Annotated in this window: 19 protein-coding genes and 1 pseudogene; 9 read left to right on the forward strand and 11 right to left on the reverse strand. The window is 66.1% G+C overall.

The genetic code is table 11. The annotated features are described in order from the left end of the window. Positions 1–58: 58 nt before the first annotated feature. Genes addA through tsaE form a run of 5 tightly spaced genes read right to left on the reverse strand, consistent with a single transcriptional unit; the run spans position 59 to position 8,858 of the window. Positions 59–3,523, reverse strand: a complete 3,465-nt coding sequence (addA, locus tag Q7V31_RS09975; RefSeq protein WP_304733915.1) for a double-strand break repair helicase AddA — start codon at positions 3,521–3,523, stop codon at positions 59–61. Beyond that, positions 3,520–6,552, reverse strand: coding sequence for a double-strand break repair protein AddB (gene addB / locus Q7V31_RS09980; protein WP_304733916.1), 3,033 nt, complete (start codon positions 6,550–6,552; stop codon positions 3,520–3,522). Before addB ends, addA begins: the two co-directional genes overlap by 4 nt. A 25-nt stretch (positions 6,553–6,577) precedes the next feature. Then, the gene (locus Q7V31_RS09985) at positions 6,578–7,288 is read right to left on the reverse strand and encodes a nucleotidyltransferase family protein (RefSeq protein ID WP_304733917.1); all 711 of its coding nucleotides are present in this window, start codon (positions 7,286–7,288) and stop codon (positions 6,578–6,580) included. Beyond that, positions 7,285–8,373, reverse strand: a complete 1,089-nt coding sequence (locus Q7V31_RS09990) for an aminoglycoside phosphotransferase family protein (protein WP_304733918.1) — start codon at positions 8,371–8,373, stop codon at positions 7,285–7,287. The genes Q7V31_RS09985 and Q7V31_RS09990 overlap by 4 nt, the downstream gene beginning before the upstream one ends. Beyond that, entirely contained in the window at positions 8,370–8,858 is a 489-nt protein-coding gene (tsaE, locus tag Q7V31_RS09995; protein ID WP_304733919.1) for a tRNA (adenosine(37)-N6)-threonylcarbamoyltransferase complex ATPase subunit type 1 TsaE, read from the reverse strand. The genes Q7V31_RS09990 and tsaE overlap by 4 nt, the downstream gene beginning before the upstream one ends. A gap of 111 nt (positions 8,859–8,969) precedes the next feature. On the opposite strand from tsaE, the gene Q7V31_RS10000 reads away from it, so the two are divergent. After that, the gene (locus Q7V31_RS10000; RefSeq protein ID WP_304733920.1) at positions 8,970–9,488 is read left to right on the forward strand and encodes a PAS domain-containing protein; all 519 of its coding nucleotides are present in this window, start codon (positions 8,970–8,972) and stop codon (positions 9,486–9,488) included. 190 nt (positions 9,489–9,678) lie between these two features. Here the strand turns inward: Q7V31_RS10000 and Q7V31_RS10005 are convergent, their stop codons facing one another. Then, entirely contained in the window at positions 9,679–10,311 is a 633-nt protein-coding gene (locus tag Q7V31_RS10005) for a TetR/AcrR family transcriptional regulator (protein ID WP_304733921.1), read from the reverse strand. A gap of 91 nt (positions 10,312–10,402) precedes the next feature. Between Q7V31_RS10005 and Q7V31_RS10010 the strand changes: the two genes are divergently transcribed. Genes Q7V31_RS10010 through Q7V31_RS10025 form a run of 4 tightly spaced genes read left to right on the forward strand, consistent with a single transcriptional unit; the run spans position 10,403 to position 14,443 of the window. After that, positions 10,403–12,067, forward strand: coding sequence for an FAD-dependent monooxygenase (locus tag Q7V31_RS10010; RefSeq protein ID WP_304733923.1), 1,665 nt, complete (start codon positions 10,403–10,405; stop codon positions 12,065–12,067). A gap of 12 nt (positions 12,068–12,079) precedes the next feature. After that, positions 12,080–12,859, forward strand: a complete 780-nt coding sequence (locus tag Q7V31_RS10015; RefSeq protein WP_304733924.1) for an SDR family oxidoreductase — start codon at positions 12,080–12,082, stop codon at positions 12,857–12,859. 11 nt (positions 12,860–12,870) lie between these two features. Next, positions 12,871–13,320 (forward strand): DUF6640 family protein, encoded by a 450-nt coding sequence (locus Q7V31_RS10020; protein WP_304733925.1) that lies wholly within the window; start codon positions 12,871–12,873, stop codon positions 13,318–13,320. 10 nt (positions 13,321–13,330) lie between these two features. Beyond that, complete coding sequence (locus tag Q7V31_RS10025) at positions 13,331–14,443, forward strand: fumarylacetoacetate hydrolase family protein (RefSeq protein ID WP_304733926.1); 1,113 nt, start codon at positions 13,331–13,333, stop codon at positions 14,441–14,443. Between the two features lie 165 nt (positions 14,444–14,608). Here Q7V31_RS10025 and Q7V31_RS10030 read toward each other — a convergent pair whose 3' ends face one another. Then, on the reverse strand, positions 14,609–15,403 hold the full coding sequence (locus tag Q7V31_RS10030; protein ID WP_304733927.1) for a DUF3800 domain-containing protein: 795 nt from the start codon (positions 15,401–15,403) through the stop codon (positions 14,609–14,611). Positions 15,404–15,841: 438 nt separating this feature from the next. Here Q7V31_RS10030 and Q7V31_RS10035 point away from each other — a divergent pair, with 438 nt between their 5' ends. Together Q7V31_RS10035 and Q7V31_RS10040 are read left to right on the forward strand one after the other, a co-directional pair. Next, a complete protein-coding gene (locus tag Q7V31_RS10035) occupies positions 15,842–17,062 on the forward strand; it encodes an NAD(P)/FAD-dependent oxidoreductase (protein ID WP_304733928.1) in 1,221 nt (406 codons plus the stop codon). A 43-nt stretch (positions 17,063–17,105) separates the two neighbouring features. After that, positions 17,106–17,426: a 2Fe-2S iron-sulfur cluster-binding protein gene (locus Q7V31_RS10040; RefSeq protein WP_304733929.1), complete on the forward strand. Its 321-nt coding sequence runs from the start codon at positions 17,106–17,108 to the stop codon at positions 17,424–17,426. 215 nt (positions 17,427–17,641) lie between these two features. Here the strand turns inward: Q7V31_RS10040 and Q7V31_RS10045 are convergent, their stop codons facing one another. Both Q7V31_RS10045 and Q7V31_RS10050 read right to left on the reverse strand, forming a co-directional pair. Continuing rightward, positions 17,642–18,079 carry a YqaA family protein gene (locus tag Q7V31_RS10045; RefSeq protein ID WP_304733931.1) on the reverse strand — a complete coding sequence of 146 codons (438 nt, stop codon included), beginning with the start codon at positions 18,077–18,079 and terminating at the stop codon, positions 17,642–17,644. Beyond that, on the reverse strand, positions 18,080–18,733 hold the full coding sequence (locus tag Q7V31_RS10050; RefSeq protein WP_304733933.1) for an NADPH-dependent FMN reductase: 654 nt from the start codon (positions 18,731–18,733) through the stop codon (positions 18,080–18,082). 218 nt (positions 18,734–18,951) lie between these two features. Between Q7V31_RS10050 and Q7V31_RS10055 the strand changes: the two genes are divergently transcribed. Both Q7V31_RS10055 and Q7V31_RS10060 read left to right on the forward strand, forming a co-directional pair. After that, positions 18,952–20,496, forward strand: a complete 1,545-nt coding sequence (locus tag Q7V31_RS10055; RefSeq protein WP_304733934.1) for an FAD-dependent oxidoreductase — start codon at positions 18,952–18,954, stop codon at positions 20,494–20,496. Beyond that, entirely contained in the window at positions 20,493–21,209 is a 717-nt protein-coding gene (locus Q7V31_RS10060) for a hypothetical protein (protein WP_304733935.1), read from the forward strand. Before Q7V31_RS10055 ends, Q7V31_RS10060 begins: the two co-directional genes overlap by 4 nt. Positions 21,210–21,222: 13 nt before the next feature. Here the strand turns inward: Q7V31_RS10060 and Q7V31_RS10065 are convergent, their stop codons facing one another. Further along, positions 21,223–22,242, reverse strand: a complete 1,020-nt coding sequence (locus Q7V31_RS10065; RefSeq protein WP_304733936.1) for an aldehyde reductase — start codon at positions 22,240–22,242, stop codon at positions 21,223–21,225. Between the two features lie 164 nt (positions 22,243–22,406). Beyond that, positions 22,407–22,544 (reverse strand): annotated as a pseudogene (locus Q7V31_RS10070) (IS5/IS1182 family transposase); the annotation flags it as partial.

Consider the following 22,544-nt stretch of genomic DNA (forward strand, 5'->3'; position numbering starts at 1 on the left):
CGAATACGAGGGTACAAATTCAACCTGACATCAAATCTAGGAACGCGCCACCCCAAGGTCAAGGCGCGCTCTTTGTCGCGGATTTGGCTGATTCCAGAACATTTTCCAGCATCCGGGCGGGCAATTCCATCAGTGCCGGGCCCTCGGTCCACAAAAGTGCGCAGCGCACCTTGCGGTCAGGGAAAATGCGCGCCAATACGGCGCGATAGGCGGCCATCTGCGCCACATAGGCCGGCGCGACATCCGCCGGTGTCGCGGGCGGCGGGCGATTCGTCTTGTAGTCAATGATCATCACCGCGTCGCTTGTGACACAGAGGCGATCGATCTGGCCGGTCACCGGAAAGGGCGTACCGCCGAAATCGATCATGCCGGCAATCGGCGCTTCGGCGCGGCTGCCGGGCGCGAAGACGCGCGAAAATTTCTCATCGTTCAGCACACGGAAGACGGCATCCTCAATCTCGGCCCGCGCATCCGCGTCGAGCCCATGCGCGGGCAGGGCCAGATAACGTTTGGCCGCGCCGGCGCGGGCGTCGGGCGGCATGTCCGGCAATGTTTCGAGCAGGCGGTGAATGAGACTGCCGCGCTGAAATCGGCGCGTTGCATCGCCGGCGCGCGGCGATACCGGCACGGGCTCCGCCATGCCCTCGGGCGGCAGGCGCGACGGCGCCAGCGGGCGCGAGGGTCGCGGCTCGGCACCGGCGTCGCGCCGCGTCCAGTCCGGACGTTCCGGCAGCGGAGAGGGAGTAGCGGCCTTTTCCGGCTCGGGTTTGCGCTTCTGTTTGCCTTCGATACGCCAGACGGGTCCGCCATCGGCATGCGCCGCTGCCTTCGCCTCCGGCAGCAACGCCTCGCAGGCAAGTTCGTACCAGCATTCGGGCGGCGGCGGATTGACGCCACGATAGCCCGCCACATAGAGCCGGTCGCGGGCGCGCGTCATCGCCACATAGAGAAGCCGCCGGTATTCCTCGGCTTGCACGCGGCGATGCCCCTCGCGTGCGATGGCACTGACCTCGTCCTCGTCCTTCTTGCGCACCGGCCACAGCAGCAGTTTCGGTCCGTCATTCGGCAGCGGCAATTCGAGCAGCGCCGGATCGTGACTGCCGCCCGGCACGGCGCAGGTGTCGGGCATGAAGACGATTTCGGCCTCGAGACCTTTCGCACCATGCACGGTCATCACGCGCACCTCGTCGCGGCCCTGATCCATGTCGCGCTTGATTTCGGCGGCGCCGCGCTCGACCCAATGCACAAAGGCTTCAAGCGAGGGCGCGTGACGGCGTTCGAATTCGAGCGCCAGCGACAAAAGTTCGTCGATCGGATCGGCCGCGTCCGGCCCGAGCCGCGCCAGCAACCGCTCGCGGCCCTTCTCGGCCACCACATGCGCGAAGAATTCATAAGGTGGTTCGAAATCGGCGCGGGCGAGCAGGCCCGTCAACAGCGCCTCGGCCTCGGCGAAGCGGGCATTGCCGCCCGCCTTTTCCTGCAGTGCCTTCCAGAGCGACCCCTTGCGATCGATCGCCAGATCGAAAAGCTCGTCTTCGGCGAGGCCGACCAACGGACTTTTCAGGACCGTCGCCAGCGTCAGATCGTCGTCCGGCAGCAGCGCGAAATGCGCCAGCGCCAGCAGATCCATCACCGCAAGCTGTTCGGTCAGTACCATGCGGTCGGCGCCGGCGACCGCGATCCCTTGCTCCTTCAGATTTCGTACCATTTCGCCGACAAAGGCGTTTCGGCGGCGCACCAGAATCAGAATGTCGCCGGGCCGAATCGGACGGCCGCGCCCGGCGAGTATTTCCTTGTTGTCGAGCCAGCCCTTGATGGTCAGCGCGATGCGCGCGGCCAGCTTCGCCATCGGCGCCGTCTCGGTCATGTAGTCGAGCGGCGCGTCCCAGACGACCGCCTCCTCGCCCTCCTCCGGTTCCTCCAGCGGCCAGATCTCGACGAGACCCGCATCACTGGCGCGGAAGGCGATGTGATCGTCGAATTCGCCGGACGCCGTCAGCCCGTCGCGAGCATGCGCCAGCGCAAAAACCCTGTCGACCGCCGCGAGCACTTCGGGCACCGAGCGGAAGGAGCGCGTCAGGGGCACATAGTCCCATTTGCGCTCGGCCGCCTTCACGCGCTTTTCGAAATAGCGTTTCATCGTATCGAAGCGGGCCGGATCGGCGCCCTGAAATGAAAAGATCGACTGTTTTTCGTCGCCGACCGCGAAGACGGTGCGCACCCGCTCGCGCGCGCCATGGCCCACCAGGAACTCTTCGGCCAGCGCCGCAATCACATCCCATTGGTCGGGACTGGTGTCCTGTGCCTCGTCGACCAGAATGTGATCGATACCGCCGTCGAGCTTGTAGAGAACCCAGGCGGCCATGCGGCTGCGTGTCAGCAGTTCGCGCGTCGCCGAAATCAGATCGTCGTAATCGAGCAAGGCGCGGGCGCGTTTGGCGTCGCGGAAGGCATCGAGAATGGCGACCGCCAGCGTCAGGATCGCCTCGGTCGCCTCGACAACGGCGACCGCGCGTATCCGCCCGTAAAGCCCCAGTATTCTCTGCTGCTCGGTATAAAGCGCGTCGGCGGCTTGCGGATTGTCGGCCGCAAGCTTCGCTGTCATCAGGGTTTTGCGGGGCTCGTTTTTCTGCGTCAGGAAAATGGAAAGATAGTCTTCCAGATTGTCGGTCCGGCTGTCGGGCGTTTCGAGAAAACCGGCAAGCGCCGCGCCACGCTCGATATCCGTTTTAGTGCCGCCCGCCAGTACGGCCGCCGCCACCCGCATTCCGGCTTCGGGCAGGCGCGCGATCGCCGCGCGCAGTCCCTCGACCGTTTCATCCGCGTCGACCGAGAGCGCCAGGCGCAACGCGGCGCGGATGCCGTCGAGCCCGCCAAGCCCTTCCATCAGTTCGGCGAAATTTTCGCGTTGCGTGGTGATTTCCTTCAGCAGATTTCCGAAGGCAAGTTCGTCGACGCGCGCCACCACATGCGCCAGCGCCGCCGACAGAGCCGTGTCCCGTTCCGCACCGGCGCGGCGCAAAACAGCGTCGCGTACCTCCGCCATCAATTCATCGGCGCTGCGTTCGTCGAGAATATCGAAATGCGGCGGCACGCCGGCCTCGAGCGGAAAGCGGCCGAGCAGGCGTTCGCAGAAAGCATGGATGGTCTGGATTTTCAGGCCGCCCGGCGTTTCGATCGCACGGGCGAAAAGCTTGCGCGCCTCCTTGAGCATCGCCGCATCGGGCGCGACACCTTCGAGCCCCTGAATTTCAGCGGCGAGCGCCTTGTCGGTCATCATCGCCCAGTCGCCGAGACGCTTGTAGAGACGCGACGACATTTCGGCCGCCGCCGCCTTGGTGAAAGTCAGACAGAGAATGCGTTCAGGCGCATTGCCGGCCAGCAACAGCCGCGCCACACGCGTCGTCAGCGCGTGGGTCTTTCCGGAGCCTGCATTGGCCGACACCCAGACCGAGGCTTCGGGATCGGAAGCGCGGCGCTGCGCGTTGTCGGCGCCGTGACTTTTCTCCGATGCCGCCGTCATTCGCCCTCGCCTCCCGAAGCCGACCATTCCTTGACGCGCGCCAGATGGTCGTAATCGCCGAAGCGGCTTGTGAACATCGGCCGCGGCCGCGAGAGATAGGGTGTCACCTCGTCCTCATACTGCTTCAGCAGATCGACGAGTCGCGCGTAGATGTCCTCGGCGAGATCGCCGCCGGGATCGGGAATGACGCGTTCCTCGCCGGCCGTTTCGCCGCCGGTCAGGCGCAGATAGACAAGCCGCGAAGCGCGCGCCTCGGGCAATCCCGCCTTTTCCTGAAAGCCACCCCGCGCCGCCATCGCCGCTTCGAGCGGCAGTTGCGGCGCCAGACCGGACTCGACCTGCTTCTTGCTCGGCACGCTGCCGGTCTTGTAGTCGGCGATGCTCAGCGTGCCGTCCTTCATCCGATCGATGCGGTCGGCCTTGCCGGTCAGCCGGACCGGACGCGCCAGCCCCTTGATTTCGATCTCGCCTGCGGCCTCGGGATAGGAGCGGGCGATCTCGCCACGATGCTCGCGCTCATATTCGACCATCCAGCGGGCGATGCGCTGGAAGCGCGGCCACCAGAAAGCGGCGACGCCCGGCCGCTCCATCGCACTTTGGAAAACCTCTTCGCCAATCTCGATCAGCTTCGCGCGCGCATGGTCGGGCAGGGCTTCGGGAAAGGCGGAGACGAATTTCTCGAGCGCCTTGTGAACAATGGTGCCGCGTTCAGCCGCGGCAATATCGGCGTCGAGCGGGTCGAGCACGCGCAACTTCAATATCTTCTTCGCATAGATCGCATAAGGGTCGCGGATCAGCGTTTCGATTTCGGTGACCGAGAATTGCGTCGGACGCGCCGCGAGCGGCGGCCTCGGGCGCGGCCGGACGGGATCGATTTTCGCAGCCGGCCGGTCGAGGTCGTGCGCCCAGTGCGCCCAATGCGGCGCCAGCGGCGCCTTTTCCTCTCCGAGACCGGTCAGCACGCTTGCCAGCCTGAGCCACCAGCGCGAGGCGACCGTCGGCGCGCCCTCGACCTTGGCCGCCCGCGTCAGCACGGCTTCCGCCGCGCTCGCGCCTTCGACGAAATCATGCGCGGCAAGACCGATCCGGCGTTCCGGCGGATCGATGCCGAGGGCGGCGCGCATCGGACGATTGAGCCAGGGATCGATGCCGGCCTCGGCCGGCCAGGTGCCTTCATTGAGGCCGCCCAGAATAATCCGGTCGGCATGCTGCAGCCGCGCTTCGAGCGGTCCCCAGATGAAGAGCCTGGGGTGGCGGCCCCAGCGCGGGCGCAGCACGCGGCCTTCCGCCAGTTGATCGAAAAAGCGGGGATAAGATTTGGCGTCGAGCGTTCCGAAAGCGGGCGCCGCATCGATCAGTTCACGGATGAAGGTGGCCGCCGCCTCGCCCTCCTCGCGCGCCCAGAGGCGGTCGGCGCCGGCTTCCGTGGCGGTCGCTGCGAGGCGCTCGGCGGTCTCGATATGGGCCCCGACAAGCGCCTCGAGCGGGGCGTCCGCGCGCCAGGCCTCGAGCATCGGCAAAGCATCATGCTCAACCCTGTCGAGCATGTTGATGGTTTCGGCGAGATCGCGGTCAAAAGCGGCGGAAATCCGCCCGCTTTCTTCGCGGGCCTGCCTTTCGGCCATGCATGCCATGCGCATGCCTTCGATGCCCGGCGCGGGGCGCGGTCCGCGCAGGATCAGGCGCTCCATGGCGCGCACGCGGGCGCGGAAACGCGCCGATTCTTCGCCGGCCGATGCCAGCGGATGCTTCAGACAGGCCAGCAACGCCACCGGCGCGAAGTCCTCGGCGATCATGGTCATGACGAGGCGCAAGAAGGCCATGGGCGGCGTTCTGGCCAGCGGCTCGCCGCCTGAGTCGTCGACCTCGATCTTCCAGCGCCGCAATTCCATCGCGACGCGCCGCGCCAGCTTTCGGTCGGGCGTCACCAGCGCCGCCGTTTTCGCTGGCGTTTCAAGCACTTCGCGCATCAGCAGCGCGATCGCGCCGGCTTCGTCGCGCTCGCTCGCCGCCTCAATCAGCGTCAGCCCGTCCAGCGCTTCGCGCGCCTGTTTTTTCATCCCGGCCAGACGCGCGCGCCAGCGTTCCGTCGTCTCGGCCGGCCGCATCGCTTCCGACAAAATTCGGCCGCGCGCCGCCGTTTTCTGTGCCGTTTCCGCGCCCGGCCAGAAGGCGACATCGGCGCGTGTCGCCTCCAAATGGCGCAGCAGTTTCGACATGCCGTATTGCGGATGCGACGCCGTTCCCGGTTCGCCGATAACGGCCCAGCTTTCCTCGTCGAGATCGAGATCGAGGCCCGGCAGCACGACCGCACCTGACGGCAGAGACGCCACAACCTTCAGCAAATCGGCGGTGGCGGGGATCGAACCGGTCGATCCGGCGGCGATGACAGGTGCTTGGGGCGGATGCGCGCGCCAGAGATCGGCTTGCGCGCGGATCAGGCGATTGCGGCGCTCGGCCTGCTCCATGAAACCGAGGCGTTCCATTTCATCCGGCCATGCAGCGGTCAGCAGTTTCAGGAATTCAAGCGTCACCTGCCAGTGATCGGCAAATTCGTCGGGCACCAGATTGGCGAGCGCGCCGAGATCGACGCCCTCGGTCAGGCCCATGTCGAGGAAGCGGCCGAGATCGGCGGCCAGCGCCAGCGCGCGCGCCTCGTCTTCGCCACGGCCTTCGACAATCATCCGTGCCAGGCGCAATTGTCGTTCGAGCGCCGGCATGGCGGGCGGCAGACCGAGTGCATCGGCACCCATGCCTTTCGGATCGAGGATCAGATCGTCCTCATCGACATCGCCAAGCGTGCGGATCGTCGGCAGGATCAACGCCGCGCCGCCGCTGGCGCGCAGAAAGGCTTCGCCGAGCGCCCGCACCGCGCGGCGCGTCGGCAGCAGGATCGTGATGTCGGCTAGTTCGGGCGCACCGGCGAAACGACCGCCCAGCGCCGGATCGGCCAGCAAGGCGGCCGCCAGCCGCTCCAGAAAGGGCGAACCGGGCGGCATGGTGAAAAGGGCGCGGGAATCGGCGGACATGGCCGCCATCGTAGCCGTTCGGGCGTCACAAATCCCGCAGGAAGGCCTCGGCCTCGGCGAGATCGTCCGGCGCGCCGACATGCATCCAGGTGCCACCCATGCGCTGGCCGTAGAGCCGGCCCTGCTCGATCAGGCGGTCCCAGATCAGATTGGTCGAAAAAGCGCCATCCGGCCCGTCGGCGAAGAGCGCCGGCTTGACGATCTGGACACCGGCAAACATGAAGGGCGCCGTGGTGCTTTCGCCGCGCCGCGCCAGCAGGCCCGTCGGGTCCATCGTGAAATCGCCGCGGCCGACATAACCGATGGTGCGGGCGGCATCGGCGATCATCAGCAGCGCATCCATGCGTTCGGCATCGAAAGCGGCGATCAGCGCCTTGAGGTTCGAGCCCAGTCCCTCGACCCAGACGGAATCGGAATTGAAGGTCAGGACCGGCTCGTCGCCGAGCAGCGGCAGCGCCTTTTTTGTGCCGCCGCCGGTGTCGAGCAGGCCCGCGCGTTCGTCGGAGATGACGATGCGCGGGTGCCGGCGTGTCGCCAGATGCGCTTCGAGCAGATCGGCGAAATGGTAGACGTTGACCACCGCCTCTTCGATGCCGGCTTCGGCCAGACGATCGAGCACGTGATCGATCAGCGGCTTGCCGGCGAGGCGCACCAGCGGCTTCGGTATCGTTTCGGTCAGCGGGCGCATGCGTGTGCCCCTGCCCGCCGCCATCACCATTGCCTTGCGTATTTTCATGGAAGTGCACCCAGCACATGCGCGTCGAGCCAGACTTTCAACGCGGCGAGCGCGGGATGAGCGAGATTGCGGCGCAGATAGTCGACGGTGCGCGGCATATGCGCCATGTAATGCGGCTTGCCGTCGCGTTTCAGCAGGCGCGGCCAGAGACCCATCAGGCGCAACGCGCGTTCGGCGCCGAGCGCGGCATAGGCGGCCAGGAATTCCTCTTCGTCGAAACCCGGCAACTCGCTCCTGGCGCGCTCGACATAAAGGGCGCGCATGGCCTGTTCGCGCGACGGCGGCACGTCGCGGCGGGCATCCTGCAGGAAGGAAACGAGGTCATAGGCACGCGAGCCGATCAGCGCGTCCTGAAAGTCGATCACGCCGACGCGGGCCGCGCCTTGCCGCGCGCCGAGCCAGAGCATGTTGGGCGAGTGAAAGTCGCGCAGGAAAAGCGTTTGCGGACCGGCATCGATCAGCGGCCGCAGATCGCTCCAGAGGGCATGAAATTCGGCCCTTTGCCGCGCGGTTGCCTCGCCGCCCAGCACGACCGGGAAATGCCAGTCGAGAAGGACGTCGAGTTCGGCGCGGAAGACACCATCGTCGAAATGCGGCACGACATGCGTCTCGCCATTGCCGACCGGAAGCATGGCCGGCGCCGGCGCCGATTGCAGGCGCAGCAGGGTTTCGATGGCGGCGCGGTAGAGCTCGTCGAGCGGCTCGCCGGCGGGACCGGCGCCCTTCTCGATCAATGTTCCGTAGACGTCATCGCCGAGATCTTCGAGCAGCAGCAAGCCTTGCGCGATGTCGGCGGCGTAGATTTCCGGTGCTGAAAGGCCGAGACCGCGCAGATGTTCGCCGACGGCGACGAAAGCGCGGACGTCTTCGGCCAGATGGGCGACGCGGCTATAGGCGGCGCGGCCGGCGGCGGCCGGCGCGTCGGGGCCAGAAGGCCAGTCCATCAACAGAGCGGGACGGCCGTTCAACGAAAGGCGTTCGTAGCGGCGCGTCGAGGCGTCGCCGGCCAGCGCCTGGCGCGTTGCCTCGCTCCAGCCGGCGCCCGTCAGAAAGGCGCGGATCGTTTCCTCGCGCGTGGTCGTCAAATCGTCAGCCCCTCGAGCCGCGCGGCCCAGCTTCCCGATCCGGTCAGGCGGGCGCGGCGCCCGCCTTCTGGCACGAGAGTGAGGTCGATGTCGAGACGGGCCGCCGCGAGGCGGAGCAGATCGGGCCCGCCGCGCTCCGGCCATTCGACGATCGCAACGCCTTCGTCGAGCAATTCGGCAAGGCCGAGCTCGCGCAAATCGCCCGTGTTTTCAAGGCGGTAGAGATCGACATGGGCGATCAGAAGGGCCGGGCTTTCATAGCTCTGGACCAATGTGAAGGTCGGCGAAGGGACGTCTTCGGCGAGACCGTGGGCGGCCAGATGGGCGCCGATCAGGGCGCGGGCCAGCGCCGTTTTGCCGGCGCCGAGATCGCCCCGGAGCAGGATCAGATCGCCGATCGCCAGCCGCGGCGCCAGGGCCGCGCCGAGGCGGTCGGTGGCGGCGGCGTCGGGCAGGTCGAGATCGAGGGAACGGGTGGCGCTCATGGCTGCTTTTCTAGCGCGGCTTTGCCGGACGGAATAGTAAATTGACGTGACTTTAGGCGCTTCTTAACGCGGAGCGCCCAGACTCCCGCCCGGATCAGGGGGGGCGGACACATGACCGGAAAGTTGCAGGGAACGACGGTCGAGATTTCGCCGACCGATATCGAGCATGCAACGCTCGCCGCGATTTATTCCTACTGGGACAAAAAACGCGGTACACGGACAATGCCGGCACGCGCCGACATCAACCCGCCCGACCTTCGCGAACATCTCGGCTGGATCATCCTGCTCGACGTGCTGCCTGATCTCTCCGATTTCCGCTACCGGCTGATCGGCACCAAGGTGGCGCGCTATTTTCGCGCCGAGGCGACCGGCCTCACCGTCAGCGAAGCTTTCCGGCCCTATGGCGCCGGCGCGGTGAAGGGCATTCTTGCCATACATCGGAAAACCGCGCGCGACCGCGTGCCGGTGATGGCGCTTGGCGAATCCGCCTGGCTCGCGGAAGGCTACGACAATTTCGCAACGATCTACCTGCCGCTCTCGGATGACGGAGAGGTGTGCAACATGATCCTGTCGGCCTTCGTTTTCGACTATTCGGCGGTCCGGGCCGCGAGCGAATCGATGCTGCCCTGAGCCCGCCGCGGGGCGGTTTGTGACAGCGAAAAAGGCTCAAATACCCCCCTCTGTCACAAAACTGTCATAAAACTGTCACAAACGAGGATAAGTTTGTTCCGTGTACGGAGCGATCGACAATTTATCCCCGCCTGAAAATAAACTTATCCCCGGTTTCGGGATATTTTTTCCCGTAATAAATTATCCGCCGTCATGACGGGACCCGCATGCCGCTCTCGATCGCCTTGCGGGCCTTTGCCGGTGGCATGCCGAGGAGGCGGAGGATGCTTTCGCAGACCTGCTGCGTGACCGCGGGGTCGGCCCCCGCCTGGAGCTGGACGCGGATCGCGACGGCGATCAGGGACGCCACCTGGTCGAGCAGGAAGGACGTGACCTCGACATTGAAGCGCCCCTGCGCGACACCCCGTTCGAGATCGCCGCGCAGATAGCGGAACATCTCTTCGCGCATGCCGGGCAGATGGTCGGCGCTGCCGAGAAGCACGGCCGCCCAATCGGGTTCGATCATCAATATGGCGATGAAACGCGAGGTGGCGGTGACGACGCGCCTGGCGGCGTCCTCGATGCCGGCCATCTCGGCGTCGAGCTGGCGGGCGACCTCGAGGCCGAGGCCATAGGCGGCCTCGCGCAGGATTTGGTCCTTGTCGGTGAAGTGATTGTAGAAGGTGCCGTTGGCGAGACCGGCGGCGGTGGTGATGTCGCTGATTTTGGCGGCTTCCAGCCCTTTTTCGGCCACCACATGGACGGCGGCATCGAGCAGCGCGGCGCGGGTGCGCTCGCGTTTGCCCTGGCCTGCCGCGTGATCCTGGAAATGTCCGTGCCGCATGGGGGAGAGGATACATCGGCTTGCGGGTTGACAAAAGTCATTTATGAGGTGTATCTCAAATATGAGACTACTCTCATTTATGAGGCCCCGCATGTCCCGCATTCCCGTCCTGATCGCCGGCGCCGGCCCGGTGGGCCAGATCGCGGCGCTGCTGCTGGCGCGGGCCGGGATCGCCTCGCGGCTGATCGACCGGCGGCTCGAACCGCTGCTGGCGCCGAAGGCCCATGCGGTCAATCCCAGGACGCTCGAAATCTGCGAGAGCGTGGGCGTTGCGGCCGAGGCGCTGCGCGCGGCGGGCGCCAGCGCCAATGATGGCGGCCATGTGCGTTTCGTCGGCACATTGACCGGCCCTGAATTCGGCAGCCTGCCCTATGAGCGGCAGGACGACGCGGCGCTTGCCGACACGCCCTTTCCGCTGACCAATATTCCGCAGCCGAAATTCGAGGCGGCGCTGACACGGGCGATTGCCGCCGAGCCGCTGATCGCCTTCACGCGCGGCGTCGCCTGCAGCGGGTTTGCCGAGACGGCCGGCGGCGTGACCGCCACGCTCGAAAGCGCCGACGGCACGCGCTCGACGCTCGATTGCGCCTATGTCATCGCCGCCGACGGCGCCGGTTCGCCGCTGCGCGCCATGCTCGGGATCGAGATGGAAGGCCCGGAAGCGCTGCAGCACTACATCATGATCCATTTCGAGGCCGATTTGCGCGCGCTGACCGATGCGCGGCCGGGCGTGCTCTATTTCCTGTTCGACCCGGCGACCAGCGGCGTGCTGATCGCCTATGACCGCGGTTCGACCTGGGTGCTGATGCATCCCTACAATCCCGAGCGCGAAACGCGCGACGATTTCGACGATGCACGCTGTCGCAAGCTGATCGCGGCAGCGATCGGCACGGCACCGCCCGCGCTCGAGATACGCCATGTCAGCCCGTGGGCGATGTCGGCGCAGGTCGCCGCGCGCTATCGCAAGGGGCGGGTGTTCCTTGCCGGCGACGCGGCACACCGCTTTCCGCCGACCGGCGGGCTGGGGCTCAATACCGGCGTGGTCGACGCGCAGAACCTTGCCTGGAAACTCGCCGCCGTGCTGAAGGGCGAAGCGGGCGCAGCACTGCTCGACAGCTACGAGGTCGAGCGCCGGCCGGTGGCGCAGGTCAATTGCGAACAGAGCCTTGCCAATTCGGCCAAGCTTTTCGACTTGCTGTTCGCGCTGCATGGCGTCGAAGCCGACAAGACGGCGGCGCATTATGCGGCGGTCGCGGCCGATCCCGAGGCGGCGGCGCTCGCGCCCGTCATCGAGGCGCAGCGGCCGCATTTCGACAGTTTCAATCTGCAGCTCGGCTATCGCTATGCGTCGGCCGCGACCATCGGCGCGCCGGCGCTGACGGCGGCACAGGATGTCGATATCAGCAATTACGAAGCTTCGTGGATGCCGGGCGCGCATCTGCCGCATCGCTGGGTGATCCATCAAAGCGACCGCGTCTCGCTGCTGCGGCTGATCGACCCGACCCGCTTCACGCTGATCGCCGGCCCGGCCGGTACGGGCTGGCGCGATGCCGGCGCCACGGCCGGCATTGCGGTGCATCTGGCCGAACAGGATTTCAGCGACACCGACGCCGACTGGGGCGCGTTGACCGGCCTGCCCGCCGACGGCGCGCTGCTGGTGCGGCCGGACGGACATATCGGCTGCCGCTTCGAAACGGCGGCGAACGCGACGGGGCAACTCGACCGGCATATGGCGCAACTGCTTTCGCGCCCCTGACAGGAGACGCCGATGGATCTCGGATTGAGCGGACGCAAGGCGATTGTCTGCGCTTCGTCGCGCGGGCTCGGCAAGGCCTGCGCGCTGGCGCTGGCGCGCGAGGGCGCCGATGTGACCATCAACGGGCGCAACGAAGAGACGCTGGCCCAGGCAGCGGCCGAAATTTCGCGCGTGGCGACGGGCCGAGTGGCGGCGGTCGCCGCCGACATCAACACGGGCGAAGGCCGCGCCGCGCTTGTCGCCGCCTGTCCCGATGCCGACATCCTGGTCAACAATAATGACGGACCGCCGCCCGGCGCCTTTCAGCAATGGGAGGAAAGCCACTGGCATGCCGCGCTCGAGGCCAATCTGCTGGCGCCGGTCTTCATGATCAAGGCGCTGATCGAGGGCATGAAGGAACGCCGCTTCGGCCGCATCGTCAACATCACCTCGGCGATGGTGAAAGCGCCGCGCAGCGCGATGGGGCTTTCGACGACGGCGCGTTCGGGCCTGACCGCGATCTCGAAGGCGCTGTCGGTCGATGTGGCGCCCTTCAACGTCACCATCAACAACATGCTGCCCGAACGCTTCGACACCGACCGGCAACAGCAGATGGCGAAGCTGCTGATGCAGTTCAAGAAGATCACCCATGAAGAAGCGCGCGCCGAAATCGTCGCGTCGATTGCCGCCAAGCGCATGGGGCTTCCATCCGAATTCGGCGATGCCTGCGCCTTTCTGTGCAGCGCGCAGGCCGGCTTCATTTCCGGCCAAAACCTGCAACTGGACGGGGGCTCCTACCCCGGCCTCATCTGAGGAGAGATGCGATGGAGACCGTGTTCGATCAAACCCTGGCGTCGCGGCTGCTGTTCACGCTGGTTGCGGTGACGATCAGCGTCGGGCCGATGTTCGCCGATTTCAACAAGACGCATGCGACCAACCCGTTGTGGACGCCGCATGCGCGCTTTCATGTGGTGTGGCAGGTGTTGAGCCAGGCCGGCATTTCGCTGGTCATTCTCTATCTGTTGTGGAACGACGCCGCCGACTACGTGGTTCATATCTGGGTGGCGGCCACGCTCAACTATGTCTGGGGCGCCAGCTTCTATGCGACACTCGCCACGATGCCGATCTATGGCGGGGCGCTGAAGGACGTCAACGGGATCAAGCCGTTCCGCTTCAACATCTTCGGGACGATCTATCTGGTCGACACCAATCTCTTCGGCGGCACCATTCTGATGATCGTCAATACGGTCGGCGTGGTGCTGCTGATCCAATGAGGAACGAAACATGCGGATTGCACGATTTGCCGGGGTTCTGCTGATGGCGCTGGCGGCGGGGACGGCGGCGCGCGCCGATTTCGGCACGGTCGAGATCGCGCCTTCTTCCGAGGCGCTCACCTTCGCGCGGGCGGGCGACGGCGCGCAGGCGCGGCTGATCCGCGTGTCGGCTTATGCGGACGGGAAAGTCAGCGGCATCGATGTGACGGCGGCGGCCGGCAGCGACGATCCGATCGCGGCCTATCGCGCCCATGGCTATGACGGTCTGGCGGCGTTGACCGGCGCGCGCGTCGAGGTGGCGCTCACCGCACTCACCCTGCCCGCGCGGCTCGGCGCCTCGCATGTGGCGGCCGGGACCAATTTTCCCGAGCATGGCAAGGAAGCAACCGTGACCGACGGGCCTTTCCTTTTCCCCAAGGAAGTGGTGCCGACCGCGTTCAACGCGCCGGTGCCGGCGGGCGAGGCGCTGCTCGATTACGAGGTCGAGCTCTGTTTCGTGGCGCTCGAAACATTCGCCCTTAATGCGGCGCCCGAACATATGGGGCTGGTACTCTGCAACGATGTGACCGACCGGGCGGCGCTGATGCGCCATATCGATCCGGACGATGTGACCTCGGGCAAGGGCTTCACCACCGGCAAGAGCGCGCCGGGCTTTTTGCCGGTCGGCAATCTCTTCGTCATTCCGCGCGACTTGCGCGGCTTTGCCGACGCCGTCGAATTGCGGCTGTGGCGCAATGGCGAATTGAAACAATCGGCGACGCAGTCGGAAGCGATCTGGGATTTCGACGAGCTGCTGCGCCAGACCAAGGCCCGCGAAGCGACGCAATGGGCATATGACGGGCGGATGGTCGGGCTGCCGGTGGCCGACGGCGCGCTGCCCGAACGCGCCATGATCCTGGCCGGGACGCCGGACGGGACGGTGTTCAAGGGCGTCAACAAATCGGCGATGGCGCTGGGCGCCTGGGACTTCATCGCCGGCGGCTGGGACCGGCCGGTCACGCATTGGGTGGTCGAGCGGCATATCGCGCAGGAACGGGCGGCGGGCAACTATCTGCAGCCCGGCGAGCGGGTGCAGATTTCGGTGCGGTTTCTCGGCGAGATCGACAGCCAGGTCGCCGAATAGGGAAAGAAGGGCAAAGAGTCCTGATATCAAGGACTTATCTAACCCCTTGATTTAAATGAAGTAATTTATTATCCTTGCAAAGGCAGGCATGCGCCGGAATAACCCAGAGCACTCGAGAGATTGCAGGCGATCAAATCGCAATCATGGGCCGGGGGCCTGCCGCTTTTATCTGAACATGTCGATGCAGCGCCGTTGATCGTTGGTCAGTTGCATATCCTCGATGCGCGGCACGAGCTTAAGGCCGTAGCTGAGGTAGTTCCCGTGACGCTCGTAGACAATGCGCTTGAGTGCTTCAGCATATCTGGGTTCGCAGTTTCCGTAAGTGTCGGGTTCGAATGCCGAGGCAAATGACGAGGCAATCGTATCGGCGAGTTGAAGGCTGGCACTTGTGGAATGATCTTTTGCATCGATCGCGTCGATATCAATTACCGGCCAATGAATCTTGATCTCCTCATCCGCCGACCTCTTCAGTCGCAGCAAATATTCGCGAAAGTCCGGGTACGACATTCCACCGCGTCGTGAAAAGACAATCTTCACGCGACCGTCGCCTTCCGGAACATGCGGCCGCATGTCCCGGCACAGCCAGGAAATGCGTTCGATCAGATACCGCGTCATGTAAAAGTAGAACTGGTTCTTTTCGTTATATATTCCAGGCAGAACAACCTGCTTGTTCGCGACAATGCTGACAGCACGGATCGGCTTCGTGGCCAGCCTTTGCGCCGCCATCAACTTTTGCCCATGATTGAGCCGCGCAAAATGAATGCTTCGTCGGGATTTACGCGGCATCAAATTCAATATCTCATCGCGCCACGCAACCATCTCGAACTCGCGTGACTGCCTGACAACACATGCGGATATCGTGAGCCAGTTCGACGAACCGCCCTGCTGACCGGGCACCCGGAATCGCCCGAGGCCGTCGTCGCCCGATTCATCAATGAGCGCCACAAAGCTGTGAGCCATTGTTCACCCGCCGCGCGTAATTCGACGTGCCACTCTGAAAGACCAAGAAACAAAATCGCTCCGCCATTAGATCTGCTCGACAGCTACCCCACAATGTTCTTGTTTTGTCTCACTCCCGGACCGGCAATTGTCCTTGAAAAAAGTTGACGCAGGCGTCATTTTTTGGCGTGGTTGGGGCGCGGCGACGGGTCGCGCCGGCCGGCCGGTTTTGCCTTATAAAGAGCGGGACAGGCGGGTGTTTGCGTAGTAAAAGTCCGTAAAATTTAGTGGCCGGATCGATTTCGATGGGCCGCGCCCCCGCCCCAAACGGGCTCCGCCCGTTTGACCCTCCCAAGATCCTTGGTGGCTTGTCCGCCAAGGCGGACAAGTGGGGAGGGTGGGACGGAAGAGCGGCAGTAATCGCGGAACAAGGTCCGTGGGCGGAGGGATGGGAGGCCGATGTCGGACGAGATCATCATTATCGGGGCGGGACAGGCCGCCGCGCAGGCGGTGCAGAGTTTGCGCGCCGAAGGTTTCGAGGGCCCGATCCGGCTTTTCGGCGACGAGGCTTATGCGCCCTATCAGCGGCCGCCGCTCAGCAAGAAATTCCTCGCCGGCGAGATCGGCTATGACCGGGTCGAGCTGAAGGCCGAGGATTTTTATGCCTCGTCGGGTGTCGCCACGCATTGGTCGACGCGGGTGACCGAGATCGACCGGCGGCAAAAGCACATCCTGACCGGCGACGGCCAGGCATTTCCTTACGGCAAGCTGCTGCTGGCGACCGGCAGCCGGGTGCGCGAGATCAATGTGCCGGGCTTCGACCTCGAAGGCGTGCATTATTTGCGCAATATCGACGACGTCACATCGATCCAGGCGCATTTCAAGCCCGGCGCCAAAATGGTGGTGGTCGGCGGCGGCTATATCGGCCTTGAAGTGGCGGCCGTCGCGGTCAAGCGCGGCATCGATGTCACCGTGCTCGAAACCGCCGACCGCGTGATGGCGCGCGTCGTCGATCCGATCGTCTCGCATTTCTACGAGCGCGTGCATGCCGAAGAAGGCGTCAAGATCGAGACCGGCGTGACGGTTGCGGGCTTCGAGGGCAAGGACAAGGTCGAGGCGGTGGTGTCGGGCGAAGGCGGGCGCTACGCTTGCGACGTCGTGGTGGTCGGGATCGGCATTCTTCCGAACACAGAGCTTGCGGCCGAAGCCGGGCTTCATGTCGAGAACGGCATTGCGGTCGATGAATTCTGCCGGACGTCGGACCCCGATATCTGCGCCGCCGGCGACTGCACCAGCCATCCGAACGGGATTTATGGCCACAAGCTCAGGCTCGAAAGCGTGCACAACGCGATCGAACAGGGAAAGACCGCGGCGGCAACGCTGGCGGGCCACGAAAAGCCCTACAACCAGGTGCCGTGGTTCTGGTCGGACCAGTACGACCTCAAGCTGCAGATCGCCGGGCTTTCCACCGGCTATACGCAGGCCGTGGTGCGCGGCGACCCGACGACGGGGCGCAGCTTCGCGGTGTTCTATCTGAAAGACGGCGTGCTGATCGCGGTCGATGCGATCAACCGGGCGCCTGAATTCATGATGGCGAAAATGCTGACGGCGAAAAAGGCAGTGCTCGACCCGGCGCGGATCGCCGATGAGAGCATCGGCGTCAAGGAACTGGCCGGCTGACGGCCCAACAAAAAACAAGTCAAACGGGGAGGCGCGCGGCGCAATGGCGAAGATCACCTATATCGAACATGACGGCAAGGAACACACACTCGACGTCGCCGACGGCATGACGCTGATGGAAGCGGCGGTGAAGGCCAGCGTGCCCGGCATCGACGGCGATTGCGGCGGCGCCTGCGCCTGCGCCACCTGCATGGTGTTCGTGCCCGAAGAATGGTGGGACAAGATTCCGGCCAAGGAAGACATGGAAGAGACGATGCTCGAATTCGCCGAGAACGCCGAGGCGAATTCGCGGCTGTCGTGCCAGATCAAGGCGGCGCCGGCGATCGACGGGATGCGGGTGTCGATGCCGAAGAGCCAGCATTAGGCTTTACACGCCTTCAGTATCGTTCGTCATTGCGAGGCCGAAGGCCGAAGCAATCCAGAAGCGGCAAGCCCTGTGCTTGCCGCTTTTTTTGCACGCGGAGGCGCGGAGGCGCGGAGAAGAGAAGGTTGTCACGCGAAGACGCGAAGGCGCGAAGATGCAAAGCATGAACGGCGCCCTGAGAGGCGCCGTTTCCGGTTTCAATCATCAGCGCGTCCCTAAATCATCTGCAACGTGACGGCCGCGAGGATCGCGTAGCGGCCGAACTTGGCCAGCGCGACGAGGAGGAGGAAACTCCAGAGCGGTTCGCGCAGCAGGCCGGCGGCCACCGTCAACGGGTCGCCGATGACAGGGGCCCAGCTCATCAGCAGCGACCAGCGGCCGTAACGCGCATACCAGGCGCTGGCGCGCGCCAGCGCGGCGGGGCTGGCCGGGAACCAGCGCCGGTTCTGGAACTGCAGCGCCATGCGGCCGAGCACATAGTTGACCGTCGCGCCCAGCACATTACCGACACCCGCCACGAGGATCAGCGCGAGGACCGGGTGATCGCCCGCGACCAGCAGGCCGACCAGCACGGCTTCCGACTGCGCGGGGAGAAGCGTCGCGGCGATGAAGGCGGCTGCGAACAAGGCGGCATAGGCCGACAGTCCGGTCATTCAGGGGGCGTTGCGCTGCGAGGGGTCGCGGGCGAAGGGGGGCGGGAAATCTTCGCCGTGCTCGTCGCGCTGGCGGCGGGCGGCTTCGGCCCACCAGCGGAGCTGCGCGAGGCTGCGCTCGAAATAGCCGGTCCAGCGGTCGGCATCGACGCTGGCCAGAAATTCGCCGTCGTCGCCGAGCACCTCCTGCGCCTTCGGCACATGGATCATGGCGGAAACGGGCAGGCAGCCCATCTCGGAGAGGAAGGCGCGCATGGCGACGGCGGCGCGCACGCCACCCCATTGCCCGGCCGAATAGGTGACGATGGCGCTCGGCTTGCCGGCGAAGAGCGAGGCGCCGAAATGATTGAGCAGATGGGCGAGCGCCGGGCTCAGCGAATGATTGTATTCCGGGCTCACCATCACATAGCCGTCGGCGGCGGCGATCTCCCTGGCGAGATCGTCGAGCGCGCGCGGCGCGGCGCCCCTGGCATAGGCGAAATGCGGCTTGAAAACACCGGCGAGATCGTAATCCAGCGGATCGACGAGGCGGACATCCGCCTTTTCGCCGAGCAACGCCTCGACGCGGCGCGCGACGCGCAGGCCGAGACGGGCCGGACGCGGCGGCGTGCTGTCGCGGGCGCTGCCGAGAAAGACAAGATAGTCGAGTTTCATGGCCGGGCTCCCTGCCGCGAACGATCGGGCCAGACTAGCATGGCGGGGCGGCGCTTGCGGACGGTGCGCGCCATCTTGCCACGGTCAGGATTTTGCCCGAACCTCGGCTCCGGCCGGCGCGACCGCGCGGCGGGGCCGATCGACAACAGGACATTTCGCGTGGTGCGACGAGGCCGCCCCCTTCCGAGACCGGCCGCGGCGCTGCGGGGCCGCCGCCCATGCTGATCGACGCCCATCAGCTCGATGCCAGCAGCGAGCTTGCGGCCGATATCTGCATCATCGGCGCCGGCGCCGCCGGGCTGATCCTCGCGCATGAACTGGCGCGGGCCGGGCGCGACATTCTGGTGCTCGAATCGGGCGGGCCGGAGAGCACGGCGCAGACCGCCGCATTGATGACCGGGCGGGCGGTGACGCGGCCGCCCTTCCAGCTTGCCGGCGCGCGGCGCCAGCTTGGCGGTTCGTTCCGGGACTGGGGCGCCAATTGTTCGCTGATCGATCCGGCGGATCTCGCCGCGCCGGCAGAAGCCGGCGGGCCGTGCTGGCCCGACGCGCTGGCGCAACTCAACGGGCTTGCGGCGCGGGCGGCCGACTATCTTTGCGGCTTCGGGCGCTTCAGCGATTTCAGCCTTGCGGACACCGCCGGATTGCGGCCGGCGCCCCCGGCCGGCGCCGGCGGCGGCACGGGGCTTTGCGAAAAGCTCTATCTGCGCGGCGCGGCGCAAGCGGCCGCGCAACTGGCCGCCGGGCTGGCGCGCGCGGACAGTCCGGTGCGTCTCGTGCTGCATGCGACCGTGCTCGAGCTTGCGATCGCCGACGGCATGGCGACCAGCCTGCATTTTGCCAGTCTCGCCGGCGCACGCTTCACCGTCCGTGCACGGACCTTTGTGGTCGCCGCCGGAACCGAGAACGCGCCGTTGCTGCTGCGCTCCTTCGGGCCCGACAGCGCGGCGGCGCGGCGGCGGCTGCCGGCGCTGGGACGCTTCCTGCATACGCATCTGCTGTCGCTGCACGGGTTCCTGCTGCCCGGCGCGCAACGCAAGCTGTTGCATCGCTATCTGCTGCCGGTGACGCGGGACGGTATCGGCGAAAGTCCGCGCAGCCATTTCTTCGGCCTGACGCTGCCGGCGGCCGGCGACGCGCCGGCGGGCGGGCCCGGCAGCTGCCTGTTCCTCGACCCGGTGATCCATGACGCGCCGCTGCTTGCGCCTGCCACGATTGCGCGGGCCGGGCGGTGGCGGCGCATTCCGCGCCATCACAACCGCCGCTTCCTGGCCGCCGCCAGCCGCGTCGGCTGGTCCTGTTCGCCGGTCATCTACGGGCTGCGCCATTTCATGGAACAGCCGCCGCGCTGGGAGGCGGAAGTGTCGCTCGGCGCGGCGGCCGGCCCGCTCGGCCTGCCGGCGGCGCAATTCAGCTGGCAGATCGGCGAGGCCGAGAAGACGGCCATGATCCGGAGCTGCGAAAGACTGGCCGCGCAGCTGCCGGAAAGCGGGCTCGGCCGCATCGTCGATCACGAAACGATCGCCGATCCGGCGTCGGTGGATTTCGGACGCAACGCACATCCGATGGGCGGGACCGTGATCGGCACGGAGCCCAAGCGCAGCGTCGTCGACGAAAATCTGCGCGTGCATGGCATCGGCAATCTCCATGTCTGCGGCGGCTCGGCGATCCCGCGCAGCGGCACGGCGATGACGACCAGCCTGATCGCGCAACTGGCGCTGCATCTGGCCGATAATCTCAAGACGCGGGAGACGCCGCGATGAACCCGCAAGCGGCAGCGCGACAGGCGATCCTGGTGCTCGGCATTGCGCGTTCGGGCACTTCGGCGCTGAGCGGCGCGCTGGCGGCGATGGGGGTTGCGTTCGGGTCCGGGCTGAAGCCGCCCGACCGGCAGAACCCCAAAGGCAATTTCGAGCATTTCGAATTGTCGCGTCTCAACCAGCAGGCGCTGGCGCTGTTCGGCCTCGACTGGTCGTCGGCCGCGCCGCTGCCCGGCGCCTGGCTCGCGCGCGCCGCGGTGCGCCCGATCCGGGACAAGGTCGCCGAGATCCTGCAGCGCGATTTCGGCGCGGCAGCGCTGTTCGGCATCAAGGATCCGCGGCTGGTGGCGCTGTGGCCGCTCTATCGCGAAGCACTGGCGGCGCGTGGCTGCGAGGTGACGTTTGTCACGATCGAACGGGCGGCGGACGAAGTGGCGCGCTCGATCCGGGCGTCGGGCTATCTGCACGGACCGGACGCGCCGGGGCGGCTTGCGGCGCTCCACCGCTTCTACATGGACGAACTCGACCGGCTGGTTGCCTGCCATGGCGCGCTGCGCGTCCGCCATGACGCATTGATGCGCGACCCGGCCGGCACGCTGCGGGACCTGGCTGGCCGGTTGCCGTTCGGCAAGGCCGGCGTCGCGGCGGATGTCGCCGCCGGCGCCGCCACGATCGACCGCCAGCTCTATCGCCAGCGCCAGACGCGCGGCGAATAATCCAGATCGCGGATCAGGCCTCCAGCGCGATCAGGCTTTCGGCGGTGTCGACGGCGGATTGTTCCCAGGGCCGGGGTTTCCAGCCGAGGAGGCGCATCGCCTTTTCGCCGGTGGCGTGTTTTTCCTTGCCGAGTTCGGGCAGCAGCACCTTTACTTCCGGCATGCGCAGCGCGGCGATGAAGACCAGCCAATTGGGCAATTGGCGCGTCGGCACTTTCGCCGCCGCCTTGCCCATGCGCGCCTTCAGCAGCAGCGCCACGTCGCGCATCCAGACGACATCGCCCGAGATCGCCAGGAAGCGTTCGCCCTTTGCCGCCGGGTCTGTCATCGCGCGCAGATGCAGGTCGGCGACGTCGCGCACATCGACAAGGCCGAAGCCGAGCTTCGGGCAGCCGGGCATGGCGCCGTCCATCAGGCCCTTCACGATCATGATCGAGGCCGAGTAGTCGGGCCCGAGCACGGGGCCCAGCACGCCGACCGGATTGACCGTCGCGAGCTCAAGGGCGCCGCCTTCGCGGGCGATGAAATCCCAGGCGGCGCGTTCGGCGATCGCCTTCGATTTGGTGTAGGGCGAGAGATCGTCGCCGTCGAGCCTGGTCCAGTCGGTTTCGTCGAAGGGCTTCTGGCGGACCTTGTGGCCATAGCCGATGGCGGCGAAGGAGGAGGTCAGCACGACGCGCTTGACGCCGGCATCGCGGGCGGCACGGAGCAGGCGCAGCGCGCCGTCGCGGGCGGGCACGATCAATTCGTTTTCGTCTTTCGGCACGCCGGGCGGGATGGGCGAGGCGACATGGAGCGCATAGTCGCAGCCGCGCGCGGCCTCGGCCCAGCCGTCATCGGCCATCAGGTCGGCGGCGACGAAGGAGAGGCGCGGGCCGGGCTCGGCACCGCCCGCTTTCAGCATGGCGCGGACATCCGCCTCGCGGGCTAGATTGCGGACCGTGGTGCGGACCTCGTGGCCGGCGGCCAGCAGTTGCAGGATGCAATGGGCGGCGATGAAGCCCGAGCCGCCGGTGACGAGGACTAAGGACATGGGGGGTTCCTCCGTTGGCGGATTGTTTTGTGTCGAGGCCGAAGCCCCCTCACCCTTCCCGCCTTCGGCGGGCGTTCGAGGCTGGAAAAGGTCCACTGGACCTTTTCCAAGACGCCTCTTACCCCTCTCCCCGAGGGGAGAGGGAGAAGAGTGTTGCGTACCGACTAGGTAGTGGACTCATAAGCACGGGCCCATATCCGGATTGAAGCGATGGCGACCGCAGCGAGGAAGTTGCGTGCGAGCTTGTCGAAGCGCGTGGCGACGCGCCTGAAGTGCTTGAGCTTGTTGAAGAAGCGCTCGAC

Origin of the sequence: Parvibaculum sp. (assembly GCF_030651915.1) — a bacterium.
Lineage (GTDB): Bacteria > Pseudomonadota > Alphaproteobacteria > Parvibaculales > Parvibaculaceae > Parvibaculum.

Bases quoted from the DNA above. Each gene is read 5' to 3' on its own strand.
- addA (WP_304733915.1), bottom strand. From the start codon at position 3,523: ATGACGGCGGCATCGGAGAAAAGTCACGGCGCCGACAACGCGCAGCGC.
- addB (WP_304733916.1), bottom strand. From the start codon at position 6,552: ATGTCCGCCGATTCCCGCGCCCTTTTCACCATGCCGCCCGGTTCGCCC.
- Q7V31_RS09985 (WP_304733917.1), bottom strand. From the start codon at position 7,288: ATGAAAATACGCAAGGCAATGGTGATGGCGGCGGGCAGGGGCACACGC.
- tsaE (WP_304733919.1), bottom strand. From the start codon at position 8,858: ATGAGCGCCACCCGTTCCCTCGATCTCGACCTGCCCGACGCCGCCGCC.
- Q7V31_RS10000 (WP_304733920.1), top strand. From the start codon at position 8,970: ATGACCGGAAAGTTGCAGGGAACGACGGTCGAGATTTCGCCGACCGAT.
- Q7V31_RS10005 (WP_304733921.1), bottom strand. From the start codon at position 10,311: ATGCGGCACGGACATTTCCAGGATCACGCGGCAGGCCAGGGCAAACGC.
- Q7V31_RS10010 (WP_304733923.1), top strand. From the start codon at position 10,403: ATGTCCCGCATTCCCGTCCTGATCGCCGGCGCCGGCCCGGTGGGCCAG.
- Q7V31_RS10015 (WP_304733924.1), top strand. From the start codon at position 12,080: ATGGATCTCGGATTGAGCGGACGCAAGGCGATTGTCTGCGCTTCGTCG.
- Q7V31_RS10020 (WP_304733925.1), top strand. From the start codon at position 12,871: ATGGAGACCGTGTTCGATCAAACCCTGGCGTCGCGGCTGCTGTTCACG.
- Q7V31_RS10025 (WP_304733926.1), top strand. From the start codon at position 13,331: ATGCGGATTGCACGATTTGCCGGGGTTCTGCTGATGGCGCTGGCGGCG.
- Q7V31_RS10030 (WP_304733927.1), bottom strand. From the start codon at position 15,403: ATGGCTCACAGCTTTGTGGCGCTCATTGATGAATCGGGCGACGACGGC.
- Q7V31_RS10035 (WP_304733928.1), top strand. From the start codon at position 15,842: ATGTCGGACGAGATCATCATTATCGGGGCGGGACAGGCCGCCGCGCAG.
- Q7V31_RS10040 (WP_304733929.1), top strand. From the start codon at position 17,106: ATGGCGAAGATCACCTATATCGAACATGACGGCAAGGAACACACACTC.
- Q7V31_RS10045 (WP_304733931.1), bottom strand. From the start codon at position 18,079: ATGACCGGACTGTCGGCCTATGCCGCCTTGTTCGCAGCCGCCTTCATC.
- Q7V31_RS10050 (WP_304733933.1), bottom strand. From the start codon at position 18,733: ATGAAACTCGACTATCTTGTCTTTCTCGGCAGCGCCCGCGACAGCACG.
- Q7V31_RS10055 (WP_304733934.1), top strand. From the start codon at position 18,952: ATGCTGATCGACGCCCATCAGCTCGATGCCAGCAGCGAGCTTGCGGCC.
- Q7V31_RS10060 (WP_304733935.1), top strand. From the start codon at position 20,493: ATGAACCCGCAAGCGGCAGCGCGACAGGCGATCCTGGTGCTCGGCATT.
- Q7V31_RS10065 (WP_304733936.1), bottom strand. From the start codon at position 22,242: ATGTCCTTAGTCCTCGTCACCGGCGGCTCGGGCTTCATCGCCGCCCAT.